Source organism: Hyphomonas sp., assembly GCF_046313735.1.
Lineage (GTDB): Bacteria > Pseudomonadota > Alphaproteobacteria > Caulobacterales > Hyphomonadaceae > Hyphomonas.
In genome coordinates, this window is the sequence record NZ_JBKBXW010000021.1 from 1 (window position 1) to 22493 (window position 22493).

Here is a 22493-nt window from a genome sequence, read left to right on the forward strand (position 1 = left end):
TTGCCGGCAAGACGTCTCATCAGGGGCATATCCTCATTGGTTCGCGGCACAGAAAGGGGAATTCCTTGCGAATGTCGACTCAGAATTCCCGCATCCAGTAGGCCATCGGATGGGTCAGGTCCGGGCCGCCGGGTTCGGCCGGCCAGGCGAAATGGGTGGTGATGCCGGGCAGTTTCCGGTAGCCGCGCTTCTGCCAGAAGGGATCGAGCGGGCTGTAGCCCTCCGGGCGCAGCGGATGGTCTGCCGGGCGCTCCACAGCGCAGAAACAGGCCCGCGCATAGCCGCGCGCCTCTGCATGAGCTTCGCGCGCATCAAAGAAGGCATGGCCGAGCCCCCTCCCGCGAGAGCCCTCCCTCAGGACCGACTCCCCGAAGTAAAAGGTCGAGGCGAGATCGTATCCCGCCGCCGCCAGCGGGGCAGCGAACTCGCCATGGTGCCCGTCAATCGCCGAACCTGTCGCGCAGCCGACGATCTGCCCGTCCTCCTCGGCAGCCACAATGAACGCATCGCGCGCCGCCGCGAAGCTGCGCAGGTAAGCCTCTTCATAGGCTTCGCTGCCCGCATAGAGATAGGGATAGCTGCGGAACACCTCGATGCGCAGGCGCGCAAGGGCGGGCAGCGCCTGCTCCAGATCGTCACCTGTCAGGGGACGGACGATCATGAGACCTGCCGGATCCACTCTTTCAGATTGTAATAGGTCGTCACCCGGGTGATCGCGCCGTCCTTCACATCGAAGAAGGCGCCGGCGGGCAGGCGGTAGGTCTGTCCCGTGGCTTCCGGCAGGCCGGCATCGGTCTTCTTGTAGACGCCGTTGACGATGAATTCGGCTGAGGCGCGCGTGCCATCGGGCGCGGCCATCACGACGATGTCCGTCAGCGTCTCGTCATAGCAAGCGTCCATATGGGCGATGAATTCCGCGAACGCCGCGCGCCCGCCCCGTTTGCCACCCTCATTGACGAAATGGGCGATGTCTTCGGCCACGCAGGCCGCCATGCCGGCCCAGTCCTTTGCGTTGAAGGCAGCGTAGTAGCGGGCGATGAGGTCGGTCGTCTCTGTCATTTCGGAAGTCCTGGCTGGCCGCGTTCTTCGGGGTGAGCCTCCACATAGGCCCGTTTGAGTTCGATGGAACGGTTGTGCTGCCCATCCGGGCTCCAGCCCGGCGCATTGACCACCCGGCCCGCCCATCGCCAGGGGCGAAAGCCGTCGCCTGCACAATCCTTCAGCAGCGCGCCAAACTCATGGAAGGCAATCACCAGCGGGTTATGCGTGGTCAGCTGTTTGACGATGCCATAGTCGGGGCGATCCTCGTCCAGCTCGGGCACGAAGGTTCCGAACAACCTGTCCCAGACGATCAGCACACCGCCATAATTGGCGTCGAGGTAACGCGGATTGATCGCATGGTGCACGCGGTGGTGGGAGGGGGTGTTGAACACCGCCTCGAACCAGCGGGGCATTCTTCCTACCGCCTCGGTATGGATCCAGAACTGGTAGATCAGGTTCAGCCCGCCCGCGAGCGCGATGACGTAAGGGTGAAAGCCCATCCAGACCATCGGCACGCCGAGCAGGATCAGCCCCGTAAAAGGCCCGAACCAGGGCTGGCGCAGCGCGGTGGTCAGATTGTAGTGGCGCGAGGAATGGTGCGTCACATGCTCCATCCAGAACCAGCGCACCCGGTGGGCGAAGCGGTGCTTCCAGTAATAGACGAAGTCATACAGCAGGAAGCAGAGCGCAAAGCTCCACCAGGTCAGCGGTATGGTGGCCACCCGGTACGGCCAGGCGAGCATCATCAGCCACAGCGCCGCCGCGCCTGTCAGCGTGTTGACCGCCACATTGCCCAGCCCCATCGCCATCGAGGCGATAGCGTCCTTCGTCTCATAACGCCCCTTCGCCCGGCCGGTCTTCACCGCCCACCATTCCCACGCGACCGAGGCAACGAAAACCGGCGCGGCAAGGGCGGTCACATCGGGGAAGGGCGTGAAGTCCATGGACAAGCGCTAGCGAAAAATGACGCCTCCGTCATCCCCCGGAGACACGCTTGACGGACGCGAGGGAAGGGTCCCCTTTTCGGGGAAAGCCAAGTTTAATGCCAATCAGACTGGAGGAGATACCGCATGGCCCGTCCCAAGGAATTTAAGGAGATCATTCTCGATATCGAGGACGGCATCGCAACGCTGACCCTCTACCGCCCAGACAATATGAACGCCTTCACCGGCACCATGATGTACGAGATGATCGAGGCCTTCGACATCACCGATGCCGACGATTCGGTGAAGGTGGTGATCGTGACCGGCCACGGCGACCGCGCCTTCTGCGCCGGGGCGGACCTTTCCGCCGGCGCCAAGACCTTCGACTATGACGCCCGCTCGGGAAGCGGCGAGAAGGGCCGCACCGAACCCATCGACATCCAGCGCGATGGCGGCGGGCGCGTCACCCTGCGCATCTTCGAGAGCCTGAAGCCGGTCATTGGCGCCATCAATGGCGCCGCGGTCGGCATCGGCGTGACCATGCAGCTGCCCATGGATATCCGCATCGCGTCCGACAAGGCGCGGTTCGGCTTCGTGTTCAACCGCCGGGGCATCAATCCGGAAGCGGCCTCCAGCTGGTTCCTGCCGCGCCTTGTCGGCATCCAGCAGGCCCTCGAATGGTGCTATACGGGCCGCGTCTTCCCGGCCGATGAGGCCCTGAAGGGCGGCCTCGTCAGCCGCGTTGTGCCGCATGCGGATCTGATGACGGTTGCCCGCGAACTGGCCAGGGAAATTGCCGACAACACCGCCCCTGTCTCCAACGCACTGACCCGGCAGATGATGTGGCGGATGATGGGCGCGCGCCACCCGATGGAGGCCCACATCGTCGACTCCGCTGCCATCTACAGCCGCGGCAAGACACCGGATGCCAAGGAAGGCGTGATGAGTTTCCTCGAGAAGCGCCAGCCGGTCTACCCGGTGAAGGTTTCAGACGGGATGCCGGGCTTCTTCCCCTGGTGGGAGGAGCCCGAATTCGAATGGATCGGCGGCAAGTGAGCCATCTTCAGGCGAGGGCATAGGCCATGGATACCCTCTTGCCCCTCGCCGCAGAGACTGGCGCGGTTCTGGCGGCGCGCCGCCAGACCGTTGCCATCTCCGAATCCTCCGCAGGCGGACTGGTATCTGCCGCGCTGCTCGCCGCGCCGGGCGCTTCGCGCTTCTATCGCGGCGGCGGCGTGATTTACACGCCTCAGGCTTTCCGGGGGCTATTGGGGCTCACGCGAGAGGACCTCGGCGACATGCGCTCCTCCACCAAGCCCTATGCCCGGATGCTGGCCGGAACCATCCGTACAAAGCGAGATGCAGACTGGGGCCTCTGCGAAACCGGCGCGGCGGGCCCCACCGGAAACATGTATGGCGACGCAGCCGGCCATACCTGCGTTGCGCTTTCAGGGCCGGAGGGTGTGATCCTGTCGCGCACGCTGGAAACCGGCCTGTCTGACCGTACCGAGAACATGCGCCTTTTCGCCGCCGAGGCGCTGACGCTGCTCCGGGAAGCGTTGGAATAATCCGTCCACATCCCAGTGGTTCGTCACCCTCGACGGGCGCAAGCCCGTCTGAGGGCCCATCTCCTGCGATCAGCGCCGCGCGAAATCGCAGATGCCGGGAGATGGGCGCCCAGATGACCTGCGGTCATCGGGCGTGACGAATGTACTGATCCCGAGATCAATACTCCATTTCTTCCATCTGGCGCGACTGGTCGAGATCGCCGAACCGCGTGACTTTCGCGTCGAAGGCCAGCCGCACGGTGCCAATCGGGCCGTGGCGTTGTTTGGAGACGATGACTTCCGCCGTGCCATACACCTGATCGAGCCGCGCGCGCCAGGCCTTCCACTTTTCATTCGAGGACGGATCATTAGGGTCCGCCGGCGGCTCGGTCCGCTCAAGGTAATACTCCTCGCGGAACACGAACATCACGATATCGGCATCCTGCTCGATAGAGCCGGATTCGCGCAGGTCGGAGAGTTGCGGCCGCTTGTCATCGCGCTGCTCCACTGCGCGCGAGAGCTGTGACAGCGCCACCACCGGCACGTTCAGATCCTTCGCCAGCGCCTTCAGCGCGGTCGTGATCTGAGTCACTTCCTGCACCCGGTTCGCCTGCCCGCCGGAGTTTGAAACCGTGATGAGCTGTAGATAGTCAATCACGATCATGTCGAGGCCTTCGGAGCGCTGCAGCCGCCGCGCCCTTGCCGTCAGTTCACTGATTGAAATTCCGCCCGTGTCGTCGATATAGAGCGGCAGGTTCTGAAGCTCTGCCGTGGCCTCCGCCAGTTTCTCGAAGTCGCCCTTTTCAAGGGCGCCCTGCCGGATCTTGTGCGAGCTGATGCCGGTCCGTTCTGCGAGGATCCGTGTCGCCAGCTGTTCGCTCGACATTTCCAGCGAGAAGAAGGCAACAATCGCTCCGTCCACGGTTCTCTTCGAGCCGTCATCCTGCGGTTCGTACCGGTAGGAGGAGGCGGCATTGTAGGCGATGTTCGTCGCCAGCGATGTCTTGCCCATCGAGGGGCGCCCGGCGAGGATCAGGAGGTCGGACCGGTGAAAGCCGCCGAGTTTCTCGTCGAGGTCCTTCAGCCCTGTCGGGATACCCGCGATCTTGCCGCCGCGCTTGAAGGCGGCTTCTGCCGTGCGCAGCGATTCGGCGAGCGCGTCCGCGAAAGTCGAGAATCCGCGCTCGGAGCTGCCGCGTTCGGCCAGGTCGAACAGCTGCCGCTCGGCGGCGCTGATCAGGTCCGTGCCCGTCTGGTCGTCTTCAGGGCGGATCGCGCTGCCCTGGATCTTGCCGCCCACACGGATCAGCTCGCGCCGGATCGCGAGGTCCCGGATGATCCGCGCATAATCCTTCACCTCCGGCCCGAACGCGGCAGCGTCCAGCAGGTCGACGAGGTATTTCGCCCCGCCAATTTCGGTCAGCTTGTCTTCCTGCTCGAACTTTTCCCGCAGCGTCACGCCGTCCGCCACCCGGCCGAGCTGGATCAGGTTTGCCGCCGCCGCATACACCGTCTGGTGGGCCGGCGCGTAGAAATCCTCCGCCGTCAGGATGTCGGCGATGTATTGATAGGCATTGTTGTCGAACAGGATCGCGCCCAGCACGGCGGCCTCGGCTGCGAGGTTGTTCGGGGGCGGCGCGGCGGGTTTGTCGGTCGGCTCGGTCATCGGATCAGTATAGCGCAATCGCGCGGGGAAGGGGCCATCCCTTGATCAAGACTCCTGTGAGTCGCGCTGGGGAATGCGGGGGCGCCGGGCAGCCCAAAAAAAAAGCCGCAGGCGAATGGCCTGCGGCTTTTCCTTGTCTGGCATTGAGCCCCTTGAGGATTACTCCTCGTCGGCGCCCATATCTGCGCGCTCTGCAGCAGCTGCGGCGAGTTCGCCGGCCTGCTCTTCGGCAAAGGCAGCGTTTGCAGCCTGGAGGGCAGCAACAACGTCTTCGCCCTTTGCCTGACGCTCTGCCTCTTCCGGCGAACGGGCAACGTTGACCTGCACCTTGACGCTGACTTCAGCGTGCAGGCGCACGGACACTTCGAACATGCCGATCGACTTGATCGGCTTGTCGAGGCGCACCGCGGCGCGGTCGACCTTGTAGCCGGCTGCATCTGCGGCTTCCGCTACATCGCGGGCCGAGACCGAACCGTAAAGCTGGCCGGTTTCGCCGGCCTGACGGATCAGCGTGAAGGTTGCGCCTTCCAGCTTTTCCGATTCCGACTTTGCAGCGTCGCGGGCAGCGGCGTTGCGGGCTTCGATTGCTTCGCGCTCGGCTTCGAACCGCTTGCGGTTCTTGTCGTTGGCGATCAGCGCCTTGCCCTGCGGGATGAGGAAGTTACGGGCAAAGCCGTTCTTCACCCGCACTTCGTCGCCGATCTTGCCGAGGCGCTCGATGCGCTCAAGGAGGATGACTTGCATGTGGGTCTCTCCTTACTTCACTTCGAACGGGATGAGCGCGAGCATCCGCGCGCGCTTGATCGCCTGGGCCAGCTTGCGCTGGTTCTTCAGGTTCACGGCCGTGATGCGGCTGGGCACGATCTTCCCTTTTTCAGAGATGTAGCGCTGCAGCAGTTTCACGTCCTTGTAGTCGATCTCCTGCGCATTCTGGCCGGTGAACGGGTCCACCTTGCGGCGGCGGCCGAACGGGCGGCGGGCAGGGATATTCGTGATGTTGATTTTCTGTGCCATCGGTCCTGATCCTTCCCTTAATCGCGCGGGCGGCGTTCTTTGCGCGAAATCACCGGCGAGGGTTCATCGCTCAGCGTTTCAACGCGGACCGTCAGGTAACGCATCACGTCTTCGGAGATCCGCTGGCGGCGCTCCAGTTCGTGGATGGCTTCGGCGGGGCCGTCGATGTTCAGCAGGGAGTAGTGACCCTTGCGCTGTTTCTTGATCGGATAGGCAAGGCTGCGCAGACCCCAGTATTCGGTCTTGCCGACAGTTGCGCCTTTTTCCTTGAGGAAGCCCGAGAGTTCTTCGATGTAGGTCTCAACCTGGGCGGGCGAGATATCAGGCCGTGTGATCACGACATGCTCGTAAAGTGCCATGTTTTCATTCCCGAAATTACGAGGATGCGGCACCGGCAAGCGGGAAACTTACCAGCGATGGCCCCTCTTTTTCCGGCTCATTCCGGGGACTTGAGGACCGCACCCTGCTGTGAAGGGGCGCGTATACACAGAACTTGCGGGGAATTTCAAGCGCTTGCATGAGCAGGGGCGCGGCGATAGGCACCCCGAAAACAAGGGAGACAGGGTAAACATGACCCTCGCATTCATATTCCCCGGTCAGGGCAGCCAGGAAATCGGCATGGGCAAGGCCCTCGCCGAGGCGTTTCCCGCCGCCAAAGCCGTCTTCGACGAAGTAGACGAGGCGCTCGGCCAGAAACTCTCCGCCCTGATGTGGGACGGCGACATTGCCGAGTTGACCCTCACCGCCAACACCCAGCCCGCCCTGATGGCCCATTCGGTCGCCGCCATGCGCGCGCTGGAAGCCGGGTTTGGTATCCCGGTGACGCAGGCCGCCTATGTCGCGGGCCATTCGCTGGGCGAGTATTCGGCGCTGTGCGCGGCCGGGGCGATCAGCCTCGCCGATACCGCCCGTCTCCTGCGCATCCGCGGCAATGCCATGCAGGCCGCTGTCCAGCCGGGGCAGGGCGCGATGGCGGCCCTCCTCGGCGCCGACTATGCCCAGGCCGAAGCCGCCTGCGCTGCGGGGCGCGACACCGGCGGGGTCTGCGACATCGCCAATGACAACGCCCCAGGCCAGCTGGTCATCTCCGGCACCAGGGCTGCCATCGACGCCGCCGTCGCCTGGTCGCAGGCGAATGGCGTCAAGAAAGCCATGGCGCTCAACGTGTCCGCCCCCTTCCACTGCGCCCTGATGCAGCCCGCCGCCGACGCCATGGCCGCCGCCCTCGCCGATGTGGCGATCAGGGCGCCTGCCGTGCCGCTCGTCGCGAATGTGACGGCCGCCTCCTGCATCGACCCAGAAGCGATCCGCCAGAACCTCGTCGCCCAGGTCACCGGCCGCGTCCGCTGGACCGAGAGCGTCCAGTTCATGGTCGCCCAGGGCGTCACCACTACAGGCGAAGCCGGTGCCGGCAAGGTCTTGACCGTCATGCAGCGCCGCATCGAAAAAGCCCTCAACGGACACACACTTGGCACACCCGCCGATCTTGAAGCCTTCGCAGCCGCCACAAAAGGATAAGCCCCATGTTCGACCTTACCGGCCGCACGGCCCTCGTCACCGGCGCCTCTGGCGGCATTGGCCGCGCGATCGCGCACGCGCTTTCCGAAGCCGGCGCCAAAGTCGCTCTCTCTGGCACCCGCGAGGCGGTGCTGCAGGAAGTCGCCGCCACCCTGAAGGGCGAGACGGCCATCGTCCCGTGCAACCTGTCGGATGCGGCGGCTGTCGATGCGCTGGTGGGGCAGGCGGAAGCTGCCCTCGGCCCGCTCGACATCCTCATCGCCAATGCCGGGATCACCCGCGACAAGCTGCTGATCCAGATGAAGGATGAGGACTGGAATGACGTGATCAACGTCAATCTCGGCTCCTATTTCCGGCTCGCCAAGACCGCCGTGCGGGGCATGATGAAGCGCCGCCATGGCCGTATCATCGGAATCACCTCGATCGTCGGCGTCACCGGAAACCCCGGCCAGGCCAACTATTGCGCCTCCAAGGCCGGCATGATCGGCTTCACCAAATCCCTCGCCCAGGAAGTCGCCAGCCGAGGCATCACCGCCAATACGATTGCCCCCGGTTTCATCGAATCGCCCATGACCGATGTGCTGCCCGAAGCCCAGAAATCGGCGCTGCTGGGCCAGATTCCGTCAGGCCGGCTGGGGCAGGGCAGCGACATCGCCGCCGCCGCCGTCTACCTCGCCAGCAACGAAGCGGCCTATGTCACAGGCCAGACGCTGCATGTGAATGGTGGAATGGCCATGATCTGACGCTGCAGCCGGGCATCAACCAAGGGCTTGGCGCTCGTCCCGACTGTGTGCTAGGCGCAACACACCGGGTCCTGAAAGGACCTGCTCATCAGGCATATCTAGAGAGGTATTCATGTCTGACGTCTTTGAACGTGTGAAGAAAATCGTTGTTGAGAATCTCGACGTGGATGCCGACAAGGTCGTGGAAGGCGCAAGCTTCATCGACGATCTCGGCGCCGACTCGCTCGACCTCGTGGAGCTCGTCATGGCTTTCGAGGAAGAGTTCAACATCGAGATCCCGGACGATGTCCAGGAATCGATCCGCTCGGTCGGCGATGCGGTGTCCCACATCAAGGCGCACGTCTGAGGCAGCCGGGGCATGTCGGAGCGTCGCGTAGTCATCACCGGGATCGGTATCGTCTCGCCGCTTGCCAATGGCCGTGAGGCCACTTGGGAGCGCCTGATTGCCGGCAAGTCCGGCGCCGGGAAGATCGACGTGTTCGATGCCTCCGACATGCCCTGCAAGATCGCCTTCCAGGTGCCCTACGTCTCCGGACGTGGCGGCGGGGCAGGCGATCCTCATGCCTTTGATCCGGACAAGGTCCTCTCCTCGAAGGAGCAGCGCCGGATCGACGAATTCATCCTCTACGCCATCGCGGCAGCGGATGAAGCGGTTGAGGATGCCGGCTGGAAACCCGAGGATGACGAGGGCCGCGAACGCACCGGCGTCATGATCGGCTCCGGCATCGGCGGCCTCGAATCGATCTACGAGACGGCGATCACGCTGCATGAAAACGGCCCCCGCAAGGTCAGCCCGTTCTTCATCCCTTCAGCGCTGATCAACCTTGCCTCCGGGCAGGTGTCGATCCGTCACGGCTTCAAGGGCCCGAACCACTCCGTCGTCACGGCCTGCGCCACCGGCGCCCACGCCATTGGCGACTCGGCCCGGCTGATCCAGTATGGCGACGCCGATGTCATGATCGCCGGCGGCGCCGAAGCGGTCATCGGCCGGATCGGGATTGCCGGCTTCTGCGCCGCCAAGGCGATGTCGACCAATTTCAACGACACGCCCGAGAAAGCCTCCCGCCCCTATGACAAGGACCGCGACGGGTTCGTCATGGGCGAGGGCGCGGCCATCCTCGTGCTCGAGGAGTATGAACACGCCAAGGCGCGCGGCGCGAAGATCTATGCCGAAGTCTGCGGCTATGGCCTCACGGGCGATGCCTACCACATCACGGCCCCTGCCGAGGGCGCCGAGGGCGGCTACCGCGCCATGATGATGGCGCTGAAGAACGCAAAGATCGATCCCACCGAGATCGACTATGTGAACGCCCATGGCACCTCGACGCCGAAAGGCGATGAGGGCGAGGCCGGCGCGGTCGAGCGCGCCTTTGGCGATCACGCAAAGAACCTGTCGATGTCGTCGACCAAATCGGCCGTTGGACACCTTCTCGGCGCGGCAGGCGCGATCGAGGCGGCGTTCTGCGCCCTCGCGATCCGCGACCAGGTCATGCCGCCGACGCTCAACCTCGACAATCCGAGCTTCGAGACGGTGATCGACCTGATCCCGCACACCGCCAAGAAGGGCCGCGTGCGTGCAGCGATGTCGAACAGTTTCGGCTTTGGCGGCACCAACGCCTCGCTGGTCATGCGGCAGGTCACCTGAGGCGGGGCAACCCTTCCGGCTGCGGACCATGCTTGGCCGCGCGGGCGGCGCTGCGTTAGAAAGAAACGCTGACGCTGGCACCGGACGAGGCACGCATGGGATTAATCCGCACACTTATCGCATGGGCCTTCATGCTGGCCATCATCGCGTTCGCTGCGCTGAGCGCCGGATGGTACTGGCTGAACTCCGAACTCACAAAACCCGGCCCACTCGAAGCGGAGATCGTGTTCGTCGTGCCCCCGGGCGAGAGCCTGTCTGCCGCCGCCACGCGCCTTGAAGCGGAAGGCGTCATCAGGGATGCTCGCACCCTTCGTCTCAAGGCACGCATGGATGCAGACCTGTCCGGGCGGCCCATCCAGATCCGGTCCGGCGAATACCTTCTGGAGCCCGGCATCAGCATCAGTGAGGTCATCCGTATCCTGAGCGAAGGCCGCTCGATCCTCCACCGCATCACACTGCCGGAAGGGCGCACGACCGCCCAGATGCTGCGCATCATCGAGGCGAACGAAATCCTCACCGGCGAGCTGCCGGACCCCCTGCCGGAAGAAGGCACGCTTCTGCCGGACACTTACCTCTTCCATCGCGGCATGACGCGCCAGCAGCTGATCGAGAAGATGCAGAAGGCACAGGCAGACCTGATCGAGGAGCTCTGGCCGCAGCGCCAGGAAGGGTTGCCCTTCGACACCCCCTATGAAGCCATTATCCTTGCTTCCGTCGTCGAGCGCGAAACGGGTATCGCCGAGGAGCGCGGCGAGATCGCGGGCCTCTTCGTCAAACGGCTGAAGCGCGGCATGCGCCTTCAGTCCGACCCGACAACCATTTATGGCATTTCTCGCGGCGAACCGCTCTACAATGCGCGTGGCCAGCGGCGCACGCTCTATCGCTCCGAAATCGATACGCCCACGGACTGGAATACTTACCAGATCGACGGCCTGCCAAAGACACCCATCGCCAATCCGGGGCGTGACTCCATCGCGGCGGTGCTCGATCCGCCGGACACGGAGTATGTCTTTTTCGTCGCAGACGGACGCGGAGGCCACTTGTTCGCCCGCACCCTCGCCGAACACAATCGCAACGTCGCGGCATACCGTGAATATGAGCGCCGCACTCAGGCACAGCAGCGGGGCAGGGAATGAATACACTTTCCGGAATGACCGGCTTTGCCCGCACAGGCGGTGAAGCAGACTGGGGCCGCTGGGCGTGGGAAGCGCGCAGCGTCAACGGCCGCGCGCTCGATGTGCGCCTCAACCTGCCGCCCAATGCCGAGATGCTGGAGCCCGCCCTCAAGGCGCTCGCGGCCGAGCGCTTCCATCGCGGCTCGCTGCAGATCAGCCTGCGGATCGAAATTGCCGGCGGCGGCGCGCGCGCGGAGGTCAACCCGGCGCTCCTCGCCGATCTCGCCGCAGCGCTGCGCGAAGCCACGGGAACAGCCCCCGGGCCCGAGGCGCTCGCCACCCTGATGGGCCTCAAGGGCGTCGTCGAGACCGGCGCAGTTTCCCTGCGGGACATCGTCGGCACCGAAGAAACGCAGGGCGTCCTGATCGCCGGCGCGGCCACCGCGCTGGACGAACTGCGCGCCGCCCGCCAGCGCGAGGGCGCATCGCTCCACGCCCTGCTGACCGGCGCACTGAACGAGATGCACCGCCTGCGCGGCGAAGCCGAATCACACGCCGCGGCGCAGCCCGGCCTCATCCGCGAGCGCCTGATGAAACAGCTGGAGGAGCTCGACCGCGAAGGCCGCGTCGATGCCGAACGCTTCGCCGTCGAAGCCGCCATGACGGCTGCCCGCGCCGATATCCGCGAGGAGCTCGACAGGCTGGCCGCCCATATCCGGTCGGGTCATGAGCTGCTCGCCGCCGGGTCCCCCGCCGGGCGCAAGCTCGATTTCCTCGCCCAGGAACTCAACCGCGAGGCCAATACCCTGTGCTCGAAATCGGCAAGCCTCGCTTTGACGAATGCGGGACTCGGTCTCAAAGGTCTGATTGACCAGTTCAAGGAGCAGTCGGCCAATGTCGAATAGCGGGCATCCGAAGGACAGCGGCCGGCGCCGGGGGTTGATGCTTGTCCTCTCCAGCCCTTCCGGGGCAGGCAAGACGACCCTGTCAAAGATGCTGCTCGAAGAGTTTTCCGACGTGAAACTCTCCGTCTCGGCCACCACCCGTCCGCCCCGCCCGAACGAGGTCGATGGCAAGGACTACTTCTTCAAGACGGCCGACGAGTTCCGCCAGATGGTGGCGAACCACGAATTCCTCGAATGGGCGCACGTCTTCGACAAGTATTACGGCACCCCCCGTGCCGACACGGTCGCGCGCCTTCGGGCGGGCGAGGATGTCCTCTTCGATGTCGATTGGCAGGGCGCCGATGCGCTGCACGACCAGATGCCCAACGATGTTGTCTCAGTCTTCATCCTGCCGCCGAGCATCGAGGCGTTGAAAGACCGCCTCACCCTGCGCGAAGGCTCAACGCCGGAAATGGTCGCCCGCCGCATGGAAGACGCCAAGCGCGAGATCATGCACTGGCGCCGCTATGACTATGCCATCGTCAATGACGACCTGAACGTCGCCTATCAGCGCCTGAAGCGTATCCTGCTGGTCGAACGCCTGAAACGCCTGCGCCAGCTTGATCTCGAAGACCATGTCCGCGCCCTGCTGGGCGAGATTTAAGCCAAACTCAACGCCAGCCTGCGGAACTCCGCCTGCGTCAGCGTCTCCGCCCGCGCCGTCGGATCGATGCCGCAGTCTTCCAGCCAGGCCTCCGCCTTCATCCCGCGCTTCTTCGCGAACGGCTTCAGCGCCGCGCGCAGCATCTTGCGCCGCTGGCCGAAGGCGGCACCGGCGATCTGTTCCAGCAGGTCCAGATGCGCAAACCGCTCCGTCTCCGGCAGCGGCTCCAGCACGATCACGGCACTGTCCACCTTCGGCGGCGGCCGGAACGCGCCCGGCGGCAGGGTGAAGGCAATGTGCGGCCGCGTCACGGCCTGCGCCAGCACGGCGAGGCGCCCATAGGCGTCCGTATCCGGCTTCGCGCAGATCCGCTCGGCGACTTCCTTCTGGAACATCAGCGCCATGCTGCCGCGCCAGCTGCCGGCCTTCAGCCAGTCGATCAGCAGCGGTGTGCCGACATTGTAGGGCAGGTTGGCAATAATCAGCGCCGGCAATTCGGCGCCAGACTCGGCCAACACCTTCTCCCAGTGAACCTTGCGCGCATCTTTCGCGATCACCTTCAGCCGCCCATCCTGCGCCTCGGGCCAGCCCATCAGCGCATCGGAAAATCGCGGATCGGTCTCCACAGCAATCAGGAGCGCCGGTTTCTCGTTCAGGATCGCGCGCGTCAGCCCGCCGGGGCCGGGGCCCACCTCGATCACCGTGCGCCCGGCAACCGGCCCGGCGGCGGTCGCGGCCCGCTTCAGGATCGAGGGATCGAACAGGAAATGCTGGCCCAGCGCCTTGCGCGCCGGGGCATCCGTCAGCGGGGGCGGTGTCTCGTCGCTCATGCCGGAACCCTCGCCCGTGTCTCTGCCATCGCCTGCGCGGCCCGGATCGCCGCGATCAGGCTGTCCGCACGCGCGGTGCCGGCGGCGGCGGCGTCATAGGCGGTGCCATGGTCCGGGCTCGTCCGGATGATCGGCAGCCCCAGCGTCGTGTTCACCCCGCCCCAGAGATCCAGCGTCTTCACCGGGATCAGCCCCTGATCATGCGTCATCGCGATCACCGCATCAAAGCGCCCGGACAGCGCCTCGGCAAACACCGTATCGCCGGGCCGCGCATCTGAAATGTCGATACCTTCGCCGCGCAGGCGGATGGCGGCCGGCTTGATGATCTCGATTTCCTCGCGCCCGATGGTACCATCCTCGCCCGCATGGGGGTTAAGCCCACTGAAAGCGAGGCGCGGGGACGCAATCCCGAAATCGCGCACCAGCGCCGCATTCACGATCCGCGCGATCCGCTCCAGCCGCCCATCCGCAATCGCTGCCGGGACAGACGTATAGGGTATGTGAATGGTCGCCAGAGCGACCCGCAGCCCGCCGCCGGTCAGCATCATCACCGGTTCCGGCGCCTCGGCGCCATCAGCCCGGCAGAGCTCCGCCAGGAACTCGGTATGCCCCGGAAAGCCGAAACCGGCGCCATAGAGCAGCGCCTTGTGGATCGGATTGGTGACAACCCCCGCCGCCGCCCCCGCGCGTGCCTGCGCCACCGCAAGCTCAATCGAGGCAATGATCGCCGGCGCCGTGTCCGCATCCGGTGTGCCGGGTGTCACAGCTCGCGCGCCGTCCAGTTTCAACACCGGCAACGCCTCACGAAACACGCTGGCGGCATCTGAAGGCTCGCCAATCTCCGCAACCGGAACGCTGCCATAAAGCCCCGGCCAGCCGATCACATAGAACGGCGCCCCATCCTCTTTCAGCTGAGACCATGCCGCCGTTGTAATCTGCGGGCCGCAGCCGGCAGGGTCGCCCATTGTCAGGGCCAGGGGAAGCAGAAGGGAAGGCGTGCTCATACCGGCGCCGGTGTCGCGCCAATCCGGGGCCGGATCAAGCGCTATCGGTAGATGATGGTCGCGTCGCGCCGGGCGTTACGCAACTCGCGGTCGGAGATCATGTTCAGCTCACGTCCCCGGATCGAGTTGCGCAGATCCTCGCGCGAGGGCAGCGCCTCGGCTCCGTCCTCACGGCGGCAGACATACATCACTGCCAGCCCGTTCGCGATGGCGAAGATATCCGTCGGCTGGCCGACTTCCGTGGCCATCACCAGGCTGCGGCCTTCGGGGCCCATTTCATCCACATTGATGTCGTCAATATCTTGCGAGCGCAGGTTGCTGCGCGAATTGGCAACCGACTGCACATCCGCGCAGGACTGGATCCGCCCGATGGCTTCCAGCAGCGCCGCCTCGGAGCCATCCGTCGCCACAAGGCGTTTCAGGTCGACCCGGGTCACCGGCTGGGCCGGCTCGCGCTTTCCGGCGACGAGGATGATATACACCCCGTTCTCGGTCTCGATCGGCTGCAAGAGCCCGTTGCCGGTGGATGCGCCCACGGCTTCGGCAATCGGCGCCGAAAGGTCTTCGAGCGTCACCCAGCCCATATCCCCGCCTGCGGCCGAGGTCGGCGCGGAGGAGATGCGCTGTGCAGCCACCCGGAAATCGGCGCCCTGCTCAAGCTGGCGCACAATCGAGCCGGCCGCGGCAACGGCTTCCTGACGGCTGGCAGCGTCCGGGGCATAAAGGAAAATCTCGCTGATCCGGTATTGGGTCCGGCGCAGCGCAGCCCGCAGGCGCGTCAGCTGGTCCTCAATCTGGTTGTCGGAAACCCGGATCCGCGAGCCATAAAGCCCGTTGATCATCCGGTTCCAGGCGATATCCGCCCGCATCTGGTCTTCCAGGCTCGCGGGGTTGATCCCGGCCGCGATCAGTTGCTGGCGCAGCGCCGGGGCGGACAGGCCAGCCGAAGACGCCATATCGCCGATCGAGGCCTCGATCTCGCGTGGGTCCACATTGACGTTGTAGCGCGCGACCCGCTGAAGCTGCAGGCGTTCGTCGATCAGCTGCTCCAGCGCCTGGCCGGTAATCTGCTGCACCTGTTCCTGCGTTGGCTGGTTTGCCCCCAGCGTCAGCAGCAGAAGGCGCGCACGCTGGCGCACATCGGAATAGGAGATCGGCCTGTCATTCACGACAGCCGCGATCCCTTCCAGCGTCGTCCGGCCGGCTTCCTGCTGCTGCGCGGTGGCAGGCAGGCTCACCGCACTCGCCGCAAGGGTTGCCGCAAGGATCAGGGCACGTAGCATACGTTCACTCCAGCTCGCCCGGGGGTCCGGGCGGATCGTCTCAACAGGCCCACCGGACCTTACAAATCTCGCCCCGTCGCGCAACGTGCCAGAACAGTCCGGCCTGCAGACGGCGGTCTCTCCGGCGCGGCGCGGGGGCCCTCAAACAGCGGCTTAGTCGCCGGATCCGAAATTGCCTAGCGATCGCAAGGTGAAGCGGAACTGAATGTTCTCCGACGGCCCGATCGAGCGGTCGCGCTGCTCCGTGCGCCGGTAAACCAGCTCGAACCGGGCGCAATCATCCGAATAGGCGAGCCCGAATTCCTGCAGCGGGTTCAGGTCCCGGGTGATGTCGCGCAGCTGGCCGAAGATAACGGAGTAGCGGTCGGTGACGTTGAATTCGCTGCGCAGGTACACGCCCTCATCCGGCAAGCCGCCGGTCGGGCTGATCCGCCCGTCGATCTTGTAATACTGGCCAACCGCCCGGAACCGGCCGAGCGTTGTCGAAATCCGCGCGTCCAGCCGGTTGAGGTTGAGGTCATCAGGGTCGAGGCGCACGCGCGAGCTGAGCCGCAGGCTCTGGCCGAAATTCAGCGACGCCGTGCCAACCCAGTCAGAACTCTTGCCGTCCAGATTGCTCGCCCGGTCAAAGGCCGGGTCGGCTTCCGAGCGCCAGCGGCGCCCGACGGTGGAGGCGAGTTCCACCCCGTTCTTCCAGACCGCCCTGGCGGTGAGCCCGGCGCTGGCTTTGCCGTCGCCTTCATACAGGTCGAAATTGCCGAATCCGTTGGCATAGAACAGGCTCGATTCGTCGAACTCGTAGAACTGGCTGTCTTCCACCGGGATCGCCGGGTCATTGGCATTCGCCACGCCCCAGGCCGCCATCACGGTCGGCTCCAGGAAAACATCCACCGCCTTGCCGGGGCGCACCATGGGATACGACAGCTTGGCGCCGGCATTGCCGAGAAACCGCGTCACCTGATCCTTCCCGCTAAACACTGGGTCCAGGGCATAATAATCGCCCCGCATCTCCGCAAACGGCTCGAACGCGAACCCGCCCGGCAGGATGCGGATTGTCTGCCAGTCCGCGCCGACGCTGACCCGCTGGCTGTCTGCGCCGCCATCCCGGGTCAGCGAGGCCGAGGAGGCATTGACGCTGGCAAAACCAAGGTCACCGAAGTCCCAGTATTTCTCTGCATAGGCCAGCGGCGCCACCAGCGGCAGCTGCGACGAAGAATCCGTGGCCCGAAGCCCCTGGAAGCTCAGCACCGAAAGGTCGGCATAATAGCTGTCGCCCTGTCCCACCGTGTAGAGCTGCGACAGCAGCCGGCGCGGCTGGCCCGTATAGAGGCCCCTTCGGTCGGTCTGGCCGGAGATGTCATACCGGCGGTCATACAGGTCGTCGCTCTGATGCTCGACGCCAAAGCCCCATTTCCACTGGTCGGTGATCGCAAAGGCGCCCTGGCCATAGATATGGCCGCGGAACTTCTCCTCGCCGAACTTTTCGCCATCGCTATCGAAATCGGCCTCATGGGTGAAGCTCGTCTCGAACTTCACTTCGCCCGAATAGAATCGCTTGCGGAAGTCCAGCCCGATGAGCGGATTGACCTTTTCCGACAGCATCGGGGCGATGGTGATGTCCGAATAGTCGGACACAACCCAGTGATAAGGCTGCTGGTAATAGGCGCCGATCTTCGAGGAGATGCCCGCATCCGGGATCAGGAGGCCGGACCGGCGGTCCGAATTCGGGTCGGGATGGGCGAGGTAGGGCAGGTAGAACACCGGAATGCCGCCGACCTCGAACACCGCATCGCGGTAGTGGATCATCTGGCTTTCTTCATCCTGCACGGCGCGCCGGGCCCGGATCGCCCAGGTTGGCGTCGGCTTGTCAGCGCAGGCCTCACAGGCGGTGTAGACGACCTGTTCGAGCGCATTCACGCCTTCGCCGGTGCGGATCGCGGAGTTTGCTGTCACCGTGGCATTGTCGGCGAGGCGGGCGGAGTAGCCGATGACATAGCCATCGCTCAGATTGGCGCCGACCTCGACCTCGCGGGCAAACATCTGGGTGCCATCGGCCTCGATGATCACCACATTCCCGGTCGCGCGCACCCGTTCAGTCGTCCGGTTATAGACCAGCCGGTCTGCCCGCAGGATACGCCCTTCATAGAGCGCCTCGACATTGCCCTCCGCGACGATCGAATTCTCGTCGCGCAGCTCGTACACCTGGTCGGCTTCAAGGATGACCGCCTCAGCCGGGGCGCGCGTCTCTGCCTGGGCCGCCGCCGTCAGCGGGGCGCCCAGTGCGAGACTGGCCGTCAGGGCAAAGTATGACCATTTCACCACGAGGCCGTTCCCTGACCAGTTACGCCCGGAGTATTGGCAGCAGGCCAGCCGGCGCGCCGCGCGTCCCCCATTGCCAGAGGCTTAGTGAGGAACCTTCCGCCCGTCCAGTGTCCGGCCATGGCATATCTGCGATTGTAATGGCCATTGTTGCACGCGCACCGCAGCGGGGCGGGCGCTGCGTGCAGGAAGGGCACCTACATAGCCCGCGCAGCCAGGCCGCCAGGATGGCTCACCGCCTCTCCGCCAAGTTCCAGCTCCATCAGCAGCGCGCGGGCCTGCGCCGGGGTCAGCCCGGCCGCGCGGGCAAGGTCATCCAGCGGCATGGCATGGGGCGTCAGCGCCGCCTTCAGCCGCGCGAGCCCGCCCTCCGGCAAGTCCTCCCCGCCATCCCCGGCCGGTCCGTCGAACAGCCTGCCGCCCGGCGCGGAGACGCCCAGCGGCGCAAGCCCCGCCAGCGCCTCCAGCACATCGCGCGCATCGCGCACCAGGAGCGCGCCCTGCCGGATCAGCCCATTGGTGCCCGCCGCGCGCGGATCCAGCGGCGAGCCCGGCACCGCCATCACCTCGCGCCCCTGTTCGCCCGCCATCCGCGCCGAAATCAGCGAACCGGATCGCTCCGCCGCCTCGATCACGATGGTCGCCCGCGCAAGGCCGGTTATAATGCGGTTGCGCCGCGGAAAATCCTGCGCCCGCGCCAGATGCCCGAACGGCATTTCCGAGACGATCAGGCCGCGTTCGGCAATTTCCCGGTAAAGCCCTTCATGCTGGGGCGGATAGATCTGGCCGATCCCGCCGCCGAGCACGGCGACGGTGCCGCTCGAAAGGCTCGCCGCATGGGCCTCCCCGTCGATACCGAGCGCGAGGCCCGACACGATCGCGAACCCCGCCCGGCCGAGCGCCGCGGCCATCTCCCGCGCAATCTTTCGTCCGGCCGCCGAGGCATTGCGCGCCCCGACAATGGCCACAGCCTCCGGCCCGGCGAGTTCCGCCCGCCCCATCAGCGTAAGTACCGGCGGGGGCGGGTCCAGAGGCGTGAGCAGCGCCGGAAAGTCCGGCTCGCAACTCGCCACGATCCGCGCGCCGATCCGCGCCGCGCCCTCGATTTCCCGCGAAACTTCTGCAGCGGATGGGATCACCAGCGCCCGCCCGCGCCCGGCCTTGTGGGCAATTCCCGGCAAAGCCTCCAGCGCTGCCGCTGCCGACCCATAGCGCCGGATCAGCTGTGCAAAAGTGACCGGCCCGACATTCTGTGTCCGCGCGAGGCGCAGCCAGGAAAGGCGTTCCGGCGCGCTCAGGGGCCGGGCGAGGCTCATGTTCCGGTGCTGTCGCCCGGCTTGGCCTTGGAGGCGCCAAAGCGCGGCTCTGTCCCGTTCAGGAGCCGGCCGAGATTGGCCCGGTGTGTCCAGAAGACCAGCACTGACAGGGCCGCCAGCCCGCCCAGGACCACCGGATTACGCTCGCCCAGCAGCCAGGCGCCCGGCGGCACCGCGGCGGCTGCCACCAGCGCTGAGAGCGAGGAAATCCGCGTCAGCGCAAACAGGCCGAGCCAGATCGGCGCGCCCACCAGAAGGCCCTTCAGAGGCGTGATGAAGATCAAAAGGCCTGCATAGGTCGCCACGCCCTTGCCGCCCTTGAATTTCAGCCAGACCGGATAGCAATGCCCGAGGAAGGCGCTCGCCCCGGCCACCATGCCGGCCTCCGGCCCGGCCCACAGCGTGAAGCCGAGCGCCGCGAGGCCGGCCTTCAGGCTGTCGAGCAGGAAGGTGGCCAGGGCCAGGTCTTTGCGGCCCGTGCGCAGCACATTGGTGGCGCCGATATTGCCCGATCCAATCGCGCGGATATCGCCAAGCCCCGCCGCGCGGGTGATCACAAGGCCGAACGGGATGGAACCGGAGAGATACCCCGCCACCGCCGCCAGCGCATACATCGCCCAGTCCGGCATCCACGCCTCCTCGCCCTAACCAGCAGCCCCGGTCTAAGGTCCGGGCAGGCGAGGGGCAAGGGGGACGACGATTCCGCCTTTGAAATCTGTATCCTTGTTTGTGAGGTGGCGTCGGGCGACAGTCCTTACCTCGCAAACACCAGTTCCCCGCCGACGAAGGTCTTCATCACGCGGCCCTGCAGGCGGCGGCCGTCGAAGGGGGAGTTTCTCGAGCGGGAGAGAAGCTCGCCGCGCTCGCACAGCCAGGGCTTGCCCGGATCGAACAGGATCACATCGCCGGGTGTGCCTTGCGCCAGCCGGCCCTGCGGCAGGCCGAGGAGTTCCGCTGGGCCAATCGTCAGCGGACGGAGCGCCTCCAGCAAGCTGAACGCGCCATCATTGTAAAGGCTCAGCAGTGCCGGCAGCAGCGTCTCCAGCCCTGCCGCGCCAAAACTCGCCTCACCGAAGGGCAGGCGTTTTTCTTCCGGCGGCTGAGGGTCATGCGCCGAGACGACCGCATCAATCAGTCCATCCTTCAGCCCACGGATCAGGCCCTGCCGCGTCTCCTCATCGCGGAAGGGCGGGTTCACCTTGCAATAGGTGAGATAGTCGCCGACATCGCGCTCATTGAAGAACAGCGAATGCGCTGCCGCCGTCGCGAACACCTTCGCCCCGCGCGCCCGGGCATCCCCAGCAATCTCCAGTGTGCGGAGCGTCGACACCTGGTCGAGCAGCAGCCGGCATCCGGTCTGTTCGGCAAGCGCTGTATCACGCATCGCGCCGATCCATTCGGCTTCCACCGGCATGCCGGAAAGCCCTGCGCGCGCGGCAAACGCGCCCGCATTCATCACACCCGAGCCAGACAATGAGCGCTCATCGGCACGCGACATGACCAGCGCGCCAAGGCTCGCGGCATAGGCCATTGCGCGTTTCATTCCCTGCGCGCTCGCCACCGGCCAGTCGCCATTCGAGAATGCAATCGCGCCCGCTTCCGCCATCAGGCCCAGTTCGGCCATCGCCTCGCCGGCAAGGCCAACCGTCAGCGCCCCGGCGGGATAGACCCGCGCCTTCGCCGTCTCCCGCGCGCGCTCGGCGATGAACTGCACCAGCGCTACATCATCGATCACCGGCCGCGTATCCGGCATCACGACAAAGCTCGTGATCCCGCCCGCCAGCGCCGCCAGCGAAGCTGTTTCCAGCGTTTCCTTCTGCTCCGCGCCCGGCTCGCCGGTCTTCACCCGCAGGTCGATCAGCCCCGGCGACAGGCACAGCCCGCCAGCATCCACAATCTTCTTCGCGCCTTCAAAAGAGGCCTCCGCGCCAACGCGCACATCGCTGATCAGGCCCTTCTCGATCAGCACCGCGCCCGGGCCGTCAAGCTCCGTGGCCGGATCAATCAGGCGCGCATTGACAATCGCGAGGCTCATGCGCGCCCTCCTGCCAGCAGGTGCAGCACTGCTTCGCGCACCGCCACGCCCATTTCCACCTGCTCGGTAATCACAGAGCGTGTCCCGTCCGCCACCCGGCTCTCGATCTCCACGCCCCGGTTCATCGGCCCAGGATGCATCACGATGGCATTCGGCTTGGCGCGGGCGAGGCGCTCTGCCGTCAGCCCGAAATGCCGGAAATACTCCCGCTGGCTCGGCACGAACGCCCCGCTCATCCGCTCCAGCTGCAGGCGCAGCATCATCACCACATCCGCGCCCTTCAGCGCCGCGTCAAAGTCCGTGCCCGCACTTTCCGCGCCCCATGTATCCGTGCCCGGAGGGATCAGCGTGCGCGGCCCGCACAGATGCACCCGCGCGCCCATCAGGTGCAACGCCTGGGTGGAGGAGCGCGCGACCCGGCTGTGCGCAATGTCGCCGCAGATCACAACCTTCAGCCCCTCGATCCGCCCTTTCACGCGCCGGATGGTGAGCAGGTCCAGCAGCGCCTGCGTCGGGTGCTCATGCGTGCCGTCGCCCGCATTGATCACCGCGCAGTCGACCTTGCGGGACAGCAGCTTCGCGCCCCCCGATGCCGAATGCCGAATCACCAGCGCATCGGGCTTCATCGCGTTCAGCGTCATCGCCGTGTCGATCAGCGTCTCGCCCTTCTTCACGCTGGAGGCCGCCACCGGCATCGAGACGACATCCGCGCCGAGGCGCCTTGCGGCGATCTCGAAGCTCGACATTGTCCGCGTCGAGCTCTCGAAGAACAGGTTCACGACCGTCCGCCCGGTCAGGCGCGCCTCGGGCCGGACGCCGGCGCGGGTCTTCTCCGCATAGCTGTCGGCGAGGTCGAGGATATGCGCGATGTCGAGCGGGTGAAGGCCTTCGATTCCGAGGAGGTGCCGGTGAGGGAAGGTATAGGTGTATTGCGCCGCTGCCATGA

The 22493-nt window shown here is 65.6% G+C and carries 24 protein-coding genes; 9 read left to right on the plus strand and 15 right to left on the minus strand.

Translation table 11 applies throughout. From position 1 onward, the window contains the following. Nucleotides 1–79: 79 nt before the first annotated feature. The 3 genes from ACK4SV_RS11175 to ACK4SV_RS11185 are packed head-to-tail and all read right to left on the minus strand — an operon-like array spanning nt 80 to nt 1985. Nucleotides 80–661 carry an N-acetyltransferase family protein gene (locus tag ACK4SV_RS11175; protein WP_409917912.1) on the minus strand — a complete coding sequence of 194 codons (582 nt, stop codon included), beginning with the start codon at nt 659–661 and terminating at the stop codon, nt 80–82. Continuing rightward, nucleotides 658–1059 (minus strand): ketosteroid isomerase-related protein, encoded by a 402-nt coding sequence (locus ACK4SV_RS11180; RefSeq protein ID WP_409917913.1) that lies wholly within the window; start codon nt 1057–1059, stop codon nt 658–660. Before ACK4SV_RS11180 ends, ACK4SV_RS11175 begins: the two co-directional genes overlap by 4 nt. Next, entirely contained in the window at nt 1056–1985 is a 930-nt protein-coding gene (locus ACK4SV_RS11185; RefSeq protein ID WP_409917914.1) for a sterol desaturase family protein, read from the minus strand. The genes ACK4SV_RS11180 and ACK4SV_RS11185 overlap by 4 nt, the downstream gene beginning before the upstream one ends. A 126-nt stretch (nt 1986–2111) precedes the next feature. Between ACK4SV_RS11185 and ACK4SV_RS11190 the strand changes: the two genes are divergently transcribed. Next, nucleotides 2112–3020: a crotonase/enoyl-CoA hydratase family protein gene (locus ACK4SV_RS11190; RefSeq protein ID WP_409917915.1), complete on the plus strand. Its 909-nt coding sequence runs from the start codon at nt 2112–2114 to the stop codon at nt 3018–3020. 26 nt (nt 3021–3046) lie between these two features. Beyond that, nucleotides 3047–3532 (plus strand): CinA family protein, encoded by a 486-nt coding sequence (locus ACK4SV_RS11195; protein ID WP_409917916.1) that lies wholly within the window; start codon nt 3047–3049, stop codon nt 3530–3532. 157 nt (nt 3533–3689) lie between these two features. Here ACK4SV_RS11195 and ACK4SV_RS11200 read toward each other — a convergent pair whose 3' ends face one another. From ACK4SV_RS11200 to rpsF, 4 genes are all read right to left on the minus strand, one after another. Beyond that, nucleotides 3690–5177, minus strand: coding sequence for a replicative DNA helicase (locus ACK4SV_RS11200; protein WP_409917917.1), 1488 nt, complete (start codon nt 5175–5177; stop codon nt 3690–3692). A 159-nt stretch (nt 5178–5336) separates the two neighbouring features. Then, a complete protein-coding gene (gene rplI, locus ACK4SV_RS11205) occupies nt 5337–5921 on the minus strand; it encodes a 50S ribosomal protein L9 (protein WP_409917918.1) in 585 nt (194 codons plus the stop codon). A gap of 12 nt (nt 5922–5933) precedes the next feature. After that, complete coding sequence (gene rpsR / locus ACK4SV_RS11210; RefSeq protein WP_035596393.1) at nt 5934–6191, minus strand: 30S ribosomal protein S18; 258 nt, start codon at nt 6189–6191, stop codon at nt 5934–5936. Between the two features lie 17 nt (nt 6192–6208). Further along, nucleotides 6209–6550 (minus strand): 30S ribosomal protein S6, encoded by a 342-nt coding sequence (gene rpsF, locus ACK4SV_RS11215; RefSeq protein ID WP_409917919.1) that lies wholly within the window; start codon nt 6548–6550, stop codon nt 6209–6211. A gap of 211 nt (nt 6551–6761) precedes the next feature. Here rpsF and fabD point away from each other — a divergent pair, with 211 nt between their 5' ends. The 7 genes from fabD to gmk all read left to right on the plus strand — a co-directional run bounded on the left by fabD (nt 6762) and on the right by gmk (nt 12760). Continuing rightward, entirely contained in the window at nt 6762–7709 is a 948-nt protein-coding gene (gene fabD / locus ACK4SV_RS11220) for an ACP S-malonyltransferase (RefSeq protein WP_409917920.1), read from the plus strand. 5 nt (nt 7710–7714) lie between these two features. Next, nucleotides 7715–8452, plus strand: coding sequence for a 3-oxoacyl-[acyl-carrier-protein] reductase (gene fabG / locus ACK4SV_RS11225; RefSeq protein ID WP_409917921.1), 738 nt, complete (start codon nt 7715–7717; stop codon nt 8450–8452). A gap of 112 nt (nt 8453–8564) precedes the next feature. After that, nucleotides 8565–8798, plus strand: coding sequence for an acyl carrier protein (locus ACK4SV_RS11230; protein ID WP_409917922.1), 234 nt, complete (start codon nt 8565–8567; stop codon nt 8796–8798). Between the two features lie 12 nt (nt 8799–8810). After that, a complete protein-coding gene (fabF, locus tag ACK4SV_RS11235; protein ID WP_409917923.1) occupies nt 8811–10097 on the plus strand; it encodes a beta-ketoacyl-ACP synthase II in 1287 nt (428 codons plus the stop codon). A gap of 95 nt (nt 10098–10192) precedes the next feature. Beyond that, the gene (mltG, locus tag ACK4SV_RS11240) at nt 10193–11233 is read left to right on the plus strand and encodes an endolytic transglycosylase MltG (RefSeq protein WP_409917924.1); all 1041 of its coding nucleotides are present in this window, start codon (nt 10193–10195) and stop codon (nt 11231–11233) included. After that, nucleotides 11230–12117 carry a YicC/YloC family endoribonuclease gene (locus ACK4SV_RS11245; protein ID WP_409917925.1) on the plus strand — a complete coding sequence of 296 codons (888 nt, stop codon included), beginning with the start codon at nt 11230–11232 and terminating at the stop codon, nt 12115–12117. Before mltG ends, ACK4SV_RS11245 begins: the two co-directional genes overlap by 4 nt. Continuing rightward, on the plus strand, nt 12107–12760 hold the full coding sequence (gene gmk / locus ACK4SV_RS11250) for a guanylate kinase (protein ID WP_409917926.1): 654 nt from the start codon (nt 12107–12109) through the stop codon (nt 12758–12760). The genes ACK4SV_RS11245 and gmk overlap by 11 nt, the downstream gene beginning before the upstream one ends. On the opposite strand, the gene rsmA is transcribed toward gmk, so the two are convergent. The 8 genes from rsmA to ACK4SV_RS11290 form a co-directional block, all read right to left on the minus strand. Then, complete coding sequence (gene rsmA, locus ACK4SV_RS11255) at nt 12757–13590, minus strand: 16S rRNA (adenine(1518)-N(6)/adenine(1519)-N(6))-dimethyltransferase RsmA (RefSeq protein ID WP_409917927.1); 834 nt, start codon at nt 13588–13590, stop codon at nt 12757–12759. The two genes, gmk and rsmA, sit on opposite strands and share 4 nt — an antisense overlap. Next, entirely contained in the window at nt 13587–14594 is a 1008-nt protein-coding gene (gene pdxA, locus ACK4SV_RS11260) for a 4-hydroxythreonine-4-phosphate dehydrogenase PdxA (RefSeq protein WP_409917928.1), read from the minus strand. Before pdxA ends, rsmA begins: the two co-directional genes overlap by 4 nt. 41 nt (nt 14595–14635) lie before the next feature. Then, nucleotides 14636–15877 (minus strand): peptidylprolyl isomerase, encoded by a 1242-nt coding sequence (locus tag ACK4SV_RS11265; RefSeq protein ID WP_409917929.1) that lies wholly within the window; start codon nt 15875–15877, stop codon nt 14636–14638. Between the two features lie 153 nt (nt 15878–16030). Further along, on the minus strand, nt 16031–18196 hold the full coding sequence (locus ACK4SV_RS11270) for an LPS-assembly protein LptD (RefSeq protein WP_409917930.1): 2166 nt from the start codon (nt 18194–18196) through the stop codon (nt 16031–16033). 197 nt (nt 18197–18393) lie between these two features. After that, a complete protein-coding gene (gene dprA, locus ACK4SV_RS11275; RefSeq protein WP_409917931.1) occupies nt 18394–19512 on the minus strand; it encodes a DNA-processing protein DprA in 1119 nt (372 codons plus the stop codon). Continuing rightward, a complete protein-coding gene (plsY, locus tag ACK4SV_RS11280; RefSeq protein WP_409917932.1) occupies nt 19509–20141 on the minus strand; it encodes a glycerol-3-phosphate 1-O-acyltransferase PlsY in 633 nt (210 codons plus the stop codon). Before plsY ends, dprA begins: the two co-directional genes overlap by 4 nt. Before the next feature lie 125 nt (nt 20142–20266). Then, nucleotides 20267–21547 carry a dihydroorotase gene (locus ACK4SV_RS11285; protein WP_409917933.1) on the minus strand — a complete coding sequence of 427 codons (1281 nt, stop codon included), beginning with the start codon at nt 21545–21547 and terminating at the stop codon, nt 20267–20269. Further along, nucleotides 21544–22491, minus strand: a complete 948-nt coding sequence (locus ACK4SV_RS11290; RefSeq protein WP_409917934.1) for an aspartate carbamoyltransferase catalytic subunit — start codon at nt 22489–22491, stop codon at nt 21544–21546. The genes ACK4SV_RS11285 and ACK4SV_RS11290 overlap by 4 nt, the downstream gene beginning before the upstream one ends. Nucleotides 22492–22493: the final 2 nt, after the last annotated feature.

Excerpts from the sequence above, each read along its gene's own strand:
- ACK4SV_RS11175 (WP_409917912.1), bottom strand. The coding sequence starts at position 661 with ATGATCGTCCGTCCCCTGACAGGTGACGATCTGGAGCAGGCGCTGCCC.
- ACK4SV_RS11180 (WP_409917913.1), bottom strand. The coding sequence starts at position 1,059 with ATGACAGAGACGACCGACCTCATCGCCCGCTACTACGCTGCCTTCAAC.
- ACK4SV_RS11185 (WP_409917914.1), bottom strand. The coding sequence starts at position 1,985 with ATGGACTTCACGCCCTTCCCCGATGTGACCGCCCTTGCCGCGCCGGTT.
- ACK4SV_RS11190 (WP_409917915.1), top strand. The coding sequence starts at position 2,112 with ATGGCCCGTCCCAAGGAATTTAAGGAGATCATTCTCGATATCGAGGAC.
- ACK4SV_RS11195 (WP_409917916.1), top strand. The coding sequence starts at position 3,047 with ATGGATACCCTCTTGCCCCTCGCCGCAGAGACTGGCGCGGTTCTGGCG.
- ACK4SV_RS11200 (WP_409917917.1), bottom strand. The coding sequence starts at position 5,177 with ATGACCGAGCCGACCGACAAACCCGCCGCGCCGCCCCCGAACAACCTC.
- rplI (WP_409917918.1), bottom strand. The coding sequence starts at position 5,921 with ATGCAAGTCATCCTCCTTGAGCGCATCGAGCGCCTCGGCAAGATCGGC.
- rpsR (WP_035596393.1), bottom strand. The coding sequence starts at position 6,191 with ATGGCACAGAAAATCAACATCACGAATATCCCTGCCCGCCGCCCGTTC.
- rpsF (WP_409917919.1), bottom strand. The coding sequence starts at position 6,550 with ATGGCACTTTACGAGCATGTCGTGATCACACGGCCTGATATCTCGCCC.
- fabD (WP_409917920.1), top strand. The coding sequence starts at position 6,762 with ATGACCCTCGCATTCATATTCCCCGGTCAGGGCAGCCAGGAAATCGGC.
- fabG (WP_409917921.1), top strand. The coding sequence starts at position 7,715 with ATGTTCGACCTTACCGGCCGCACGGCCCTCGTCACCGGCGCCTCTGGC.
- ACK4SV_RS11230 (WP_409917922.1), top strand. The coding sequence starts at position 8,565 with ATGTCTGACGTCTTTGAACGTGTGAAGAAAATCGTTGTTGAGAATCTC.
- fabF (WP_409917923.1), top strand. The coding sequence starts at position 8,811 with ATGTCGGAGCGTCGCGTAGTCATCACCGGGATCGGTATCGTCTCGCCG.
- mltG (WP_409917924.1), top strand. The coding sequence starts at position 10,193 with ATGGGATTAATCCGCACACTTATCGCATGGGCCTTCATGCTGGCCATC.
- ACK4SV_RS11245 (WP_409917925.1), top strand. The coding sequence starts at position 11,230 with ATGAATACACTTTCCGGAATGACCGGCTTTGCCCGCACAGGCGGTGAA.
- gmk (WP_409917926.1), top strand. The coding sequence starts at position 12,107 with ATGTCGAATAGCGGGCATCCGAAGGACAGCGGCCGGCGCCGGGGGTTG.
- rsmA (WP_409917927.1), bottom strand. The coding sequence starts at position 13,590 with ATGAGCGACGAGACACCGCCCCCGCTGACGGATGCCCCGGCGCGCAAG.
- pdxA (WP_409917928.1), bottom strand. The coding sequence starts at position 14,594 with ATGAGCACGCCTTCCCTTCTGCTTCCCCTGGCCCTGACAATGGGCGAC.
- ACK4SV_RS11265 (WP_409917929.1), bottom strand. The coding sequence starts at position 15,877 with ATGCTACGTGCCCTGATCCTTGCGGCAACCCTTGCGGCGAGTGCGGTG.
- dprA (WP_409917931.1), bottom strand. The coding sequence starts at position 19,512 with ATGAGCCTCGCCCGGCCCCTGAGCGCGCCGGAACGCCTTTCCTGGCTG.
- plsY (WP_409917932.1), bottom strand. The coding sequence starts at position 20,141 with ATGCCGGACTGGGCGATGTATGCGCTGGCGGCGGTGGCGGGGTATCTC.
- ACK4SV_RS11285 (WP_409917933.1), bottom strand. The coding sequence starts at position 21,547 with ATGAGCCTCGCGATTGTCAATGCGCGCCTGATTGATCCGGCCACGGAG.
- ACK4SV_RS11290 (WP_409917934.1), bottom strand. The coding sequence starts at position 22,491 with ATGGCAGCGGCGCAATACACCTATACCTTCCCTCACCGGCACCTCCTC.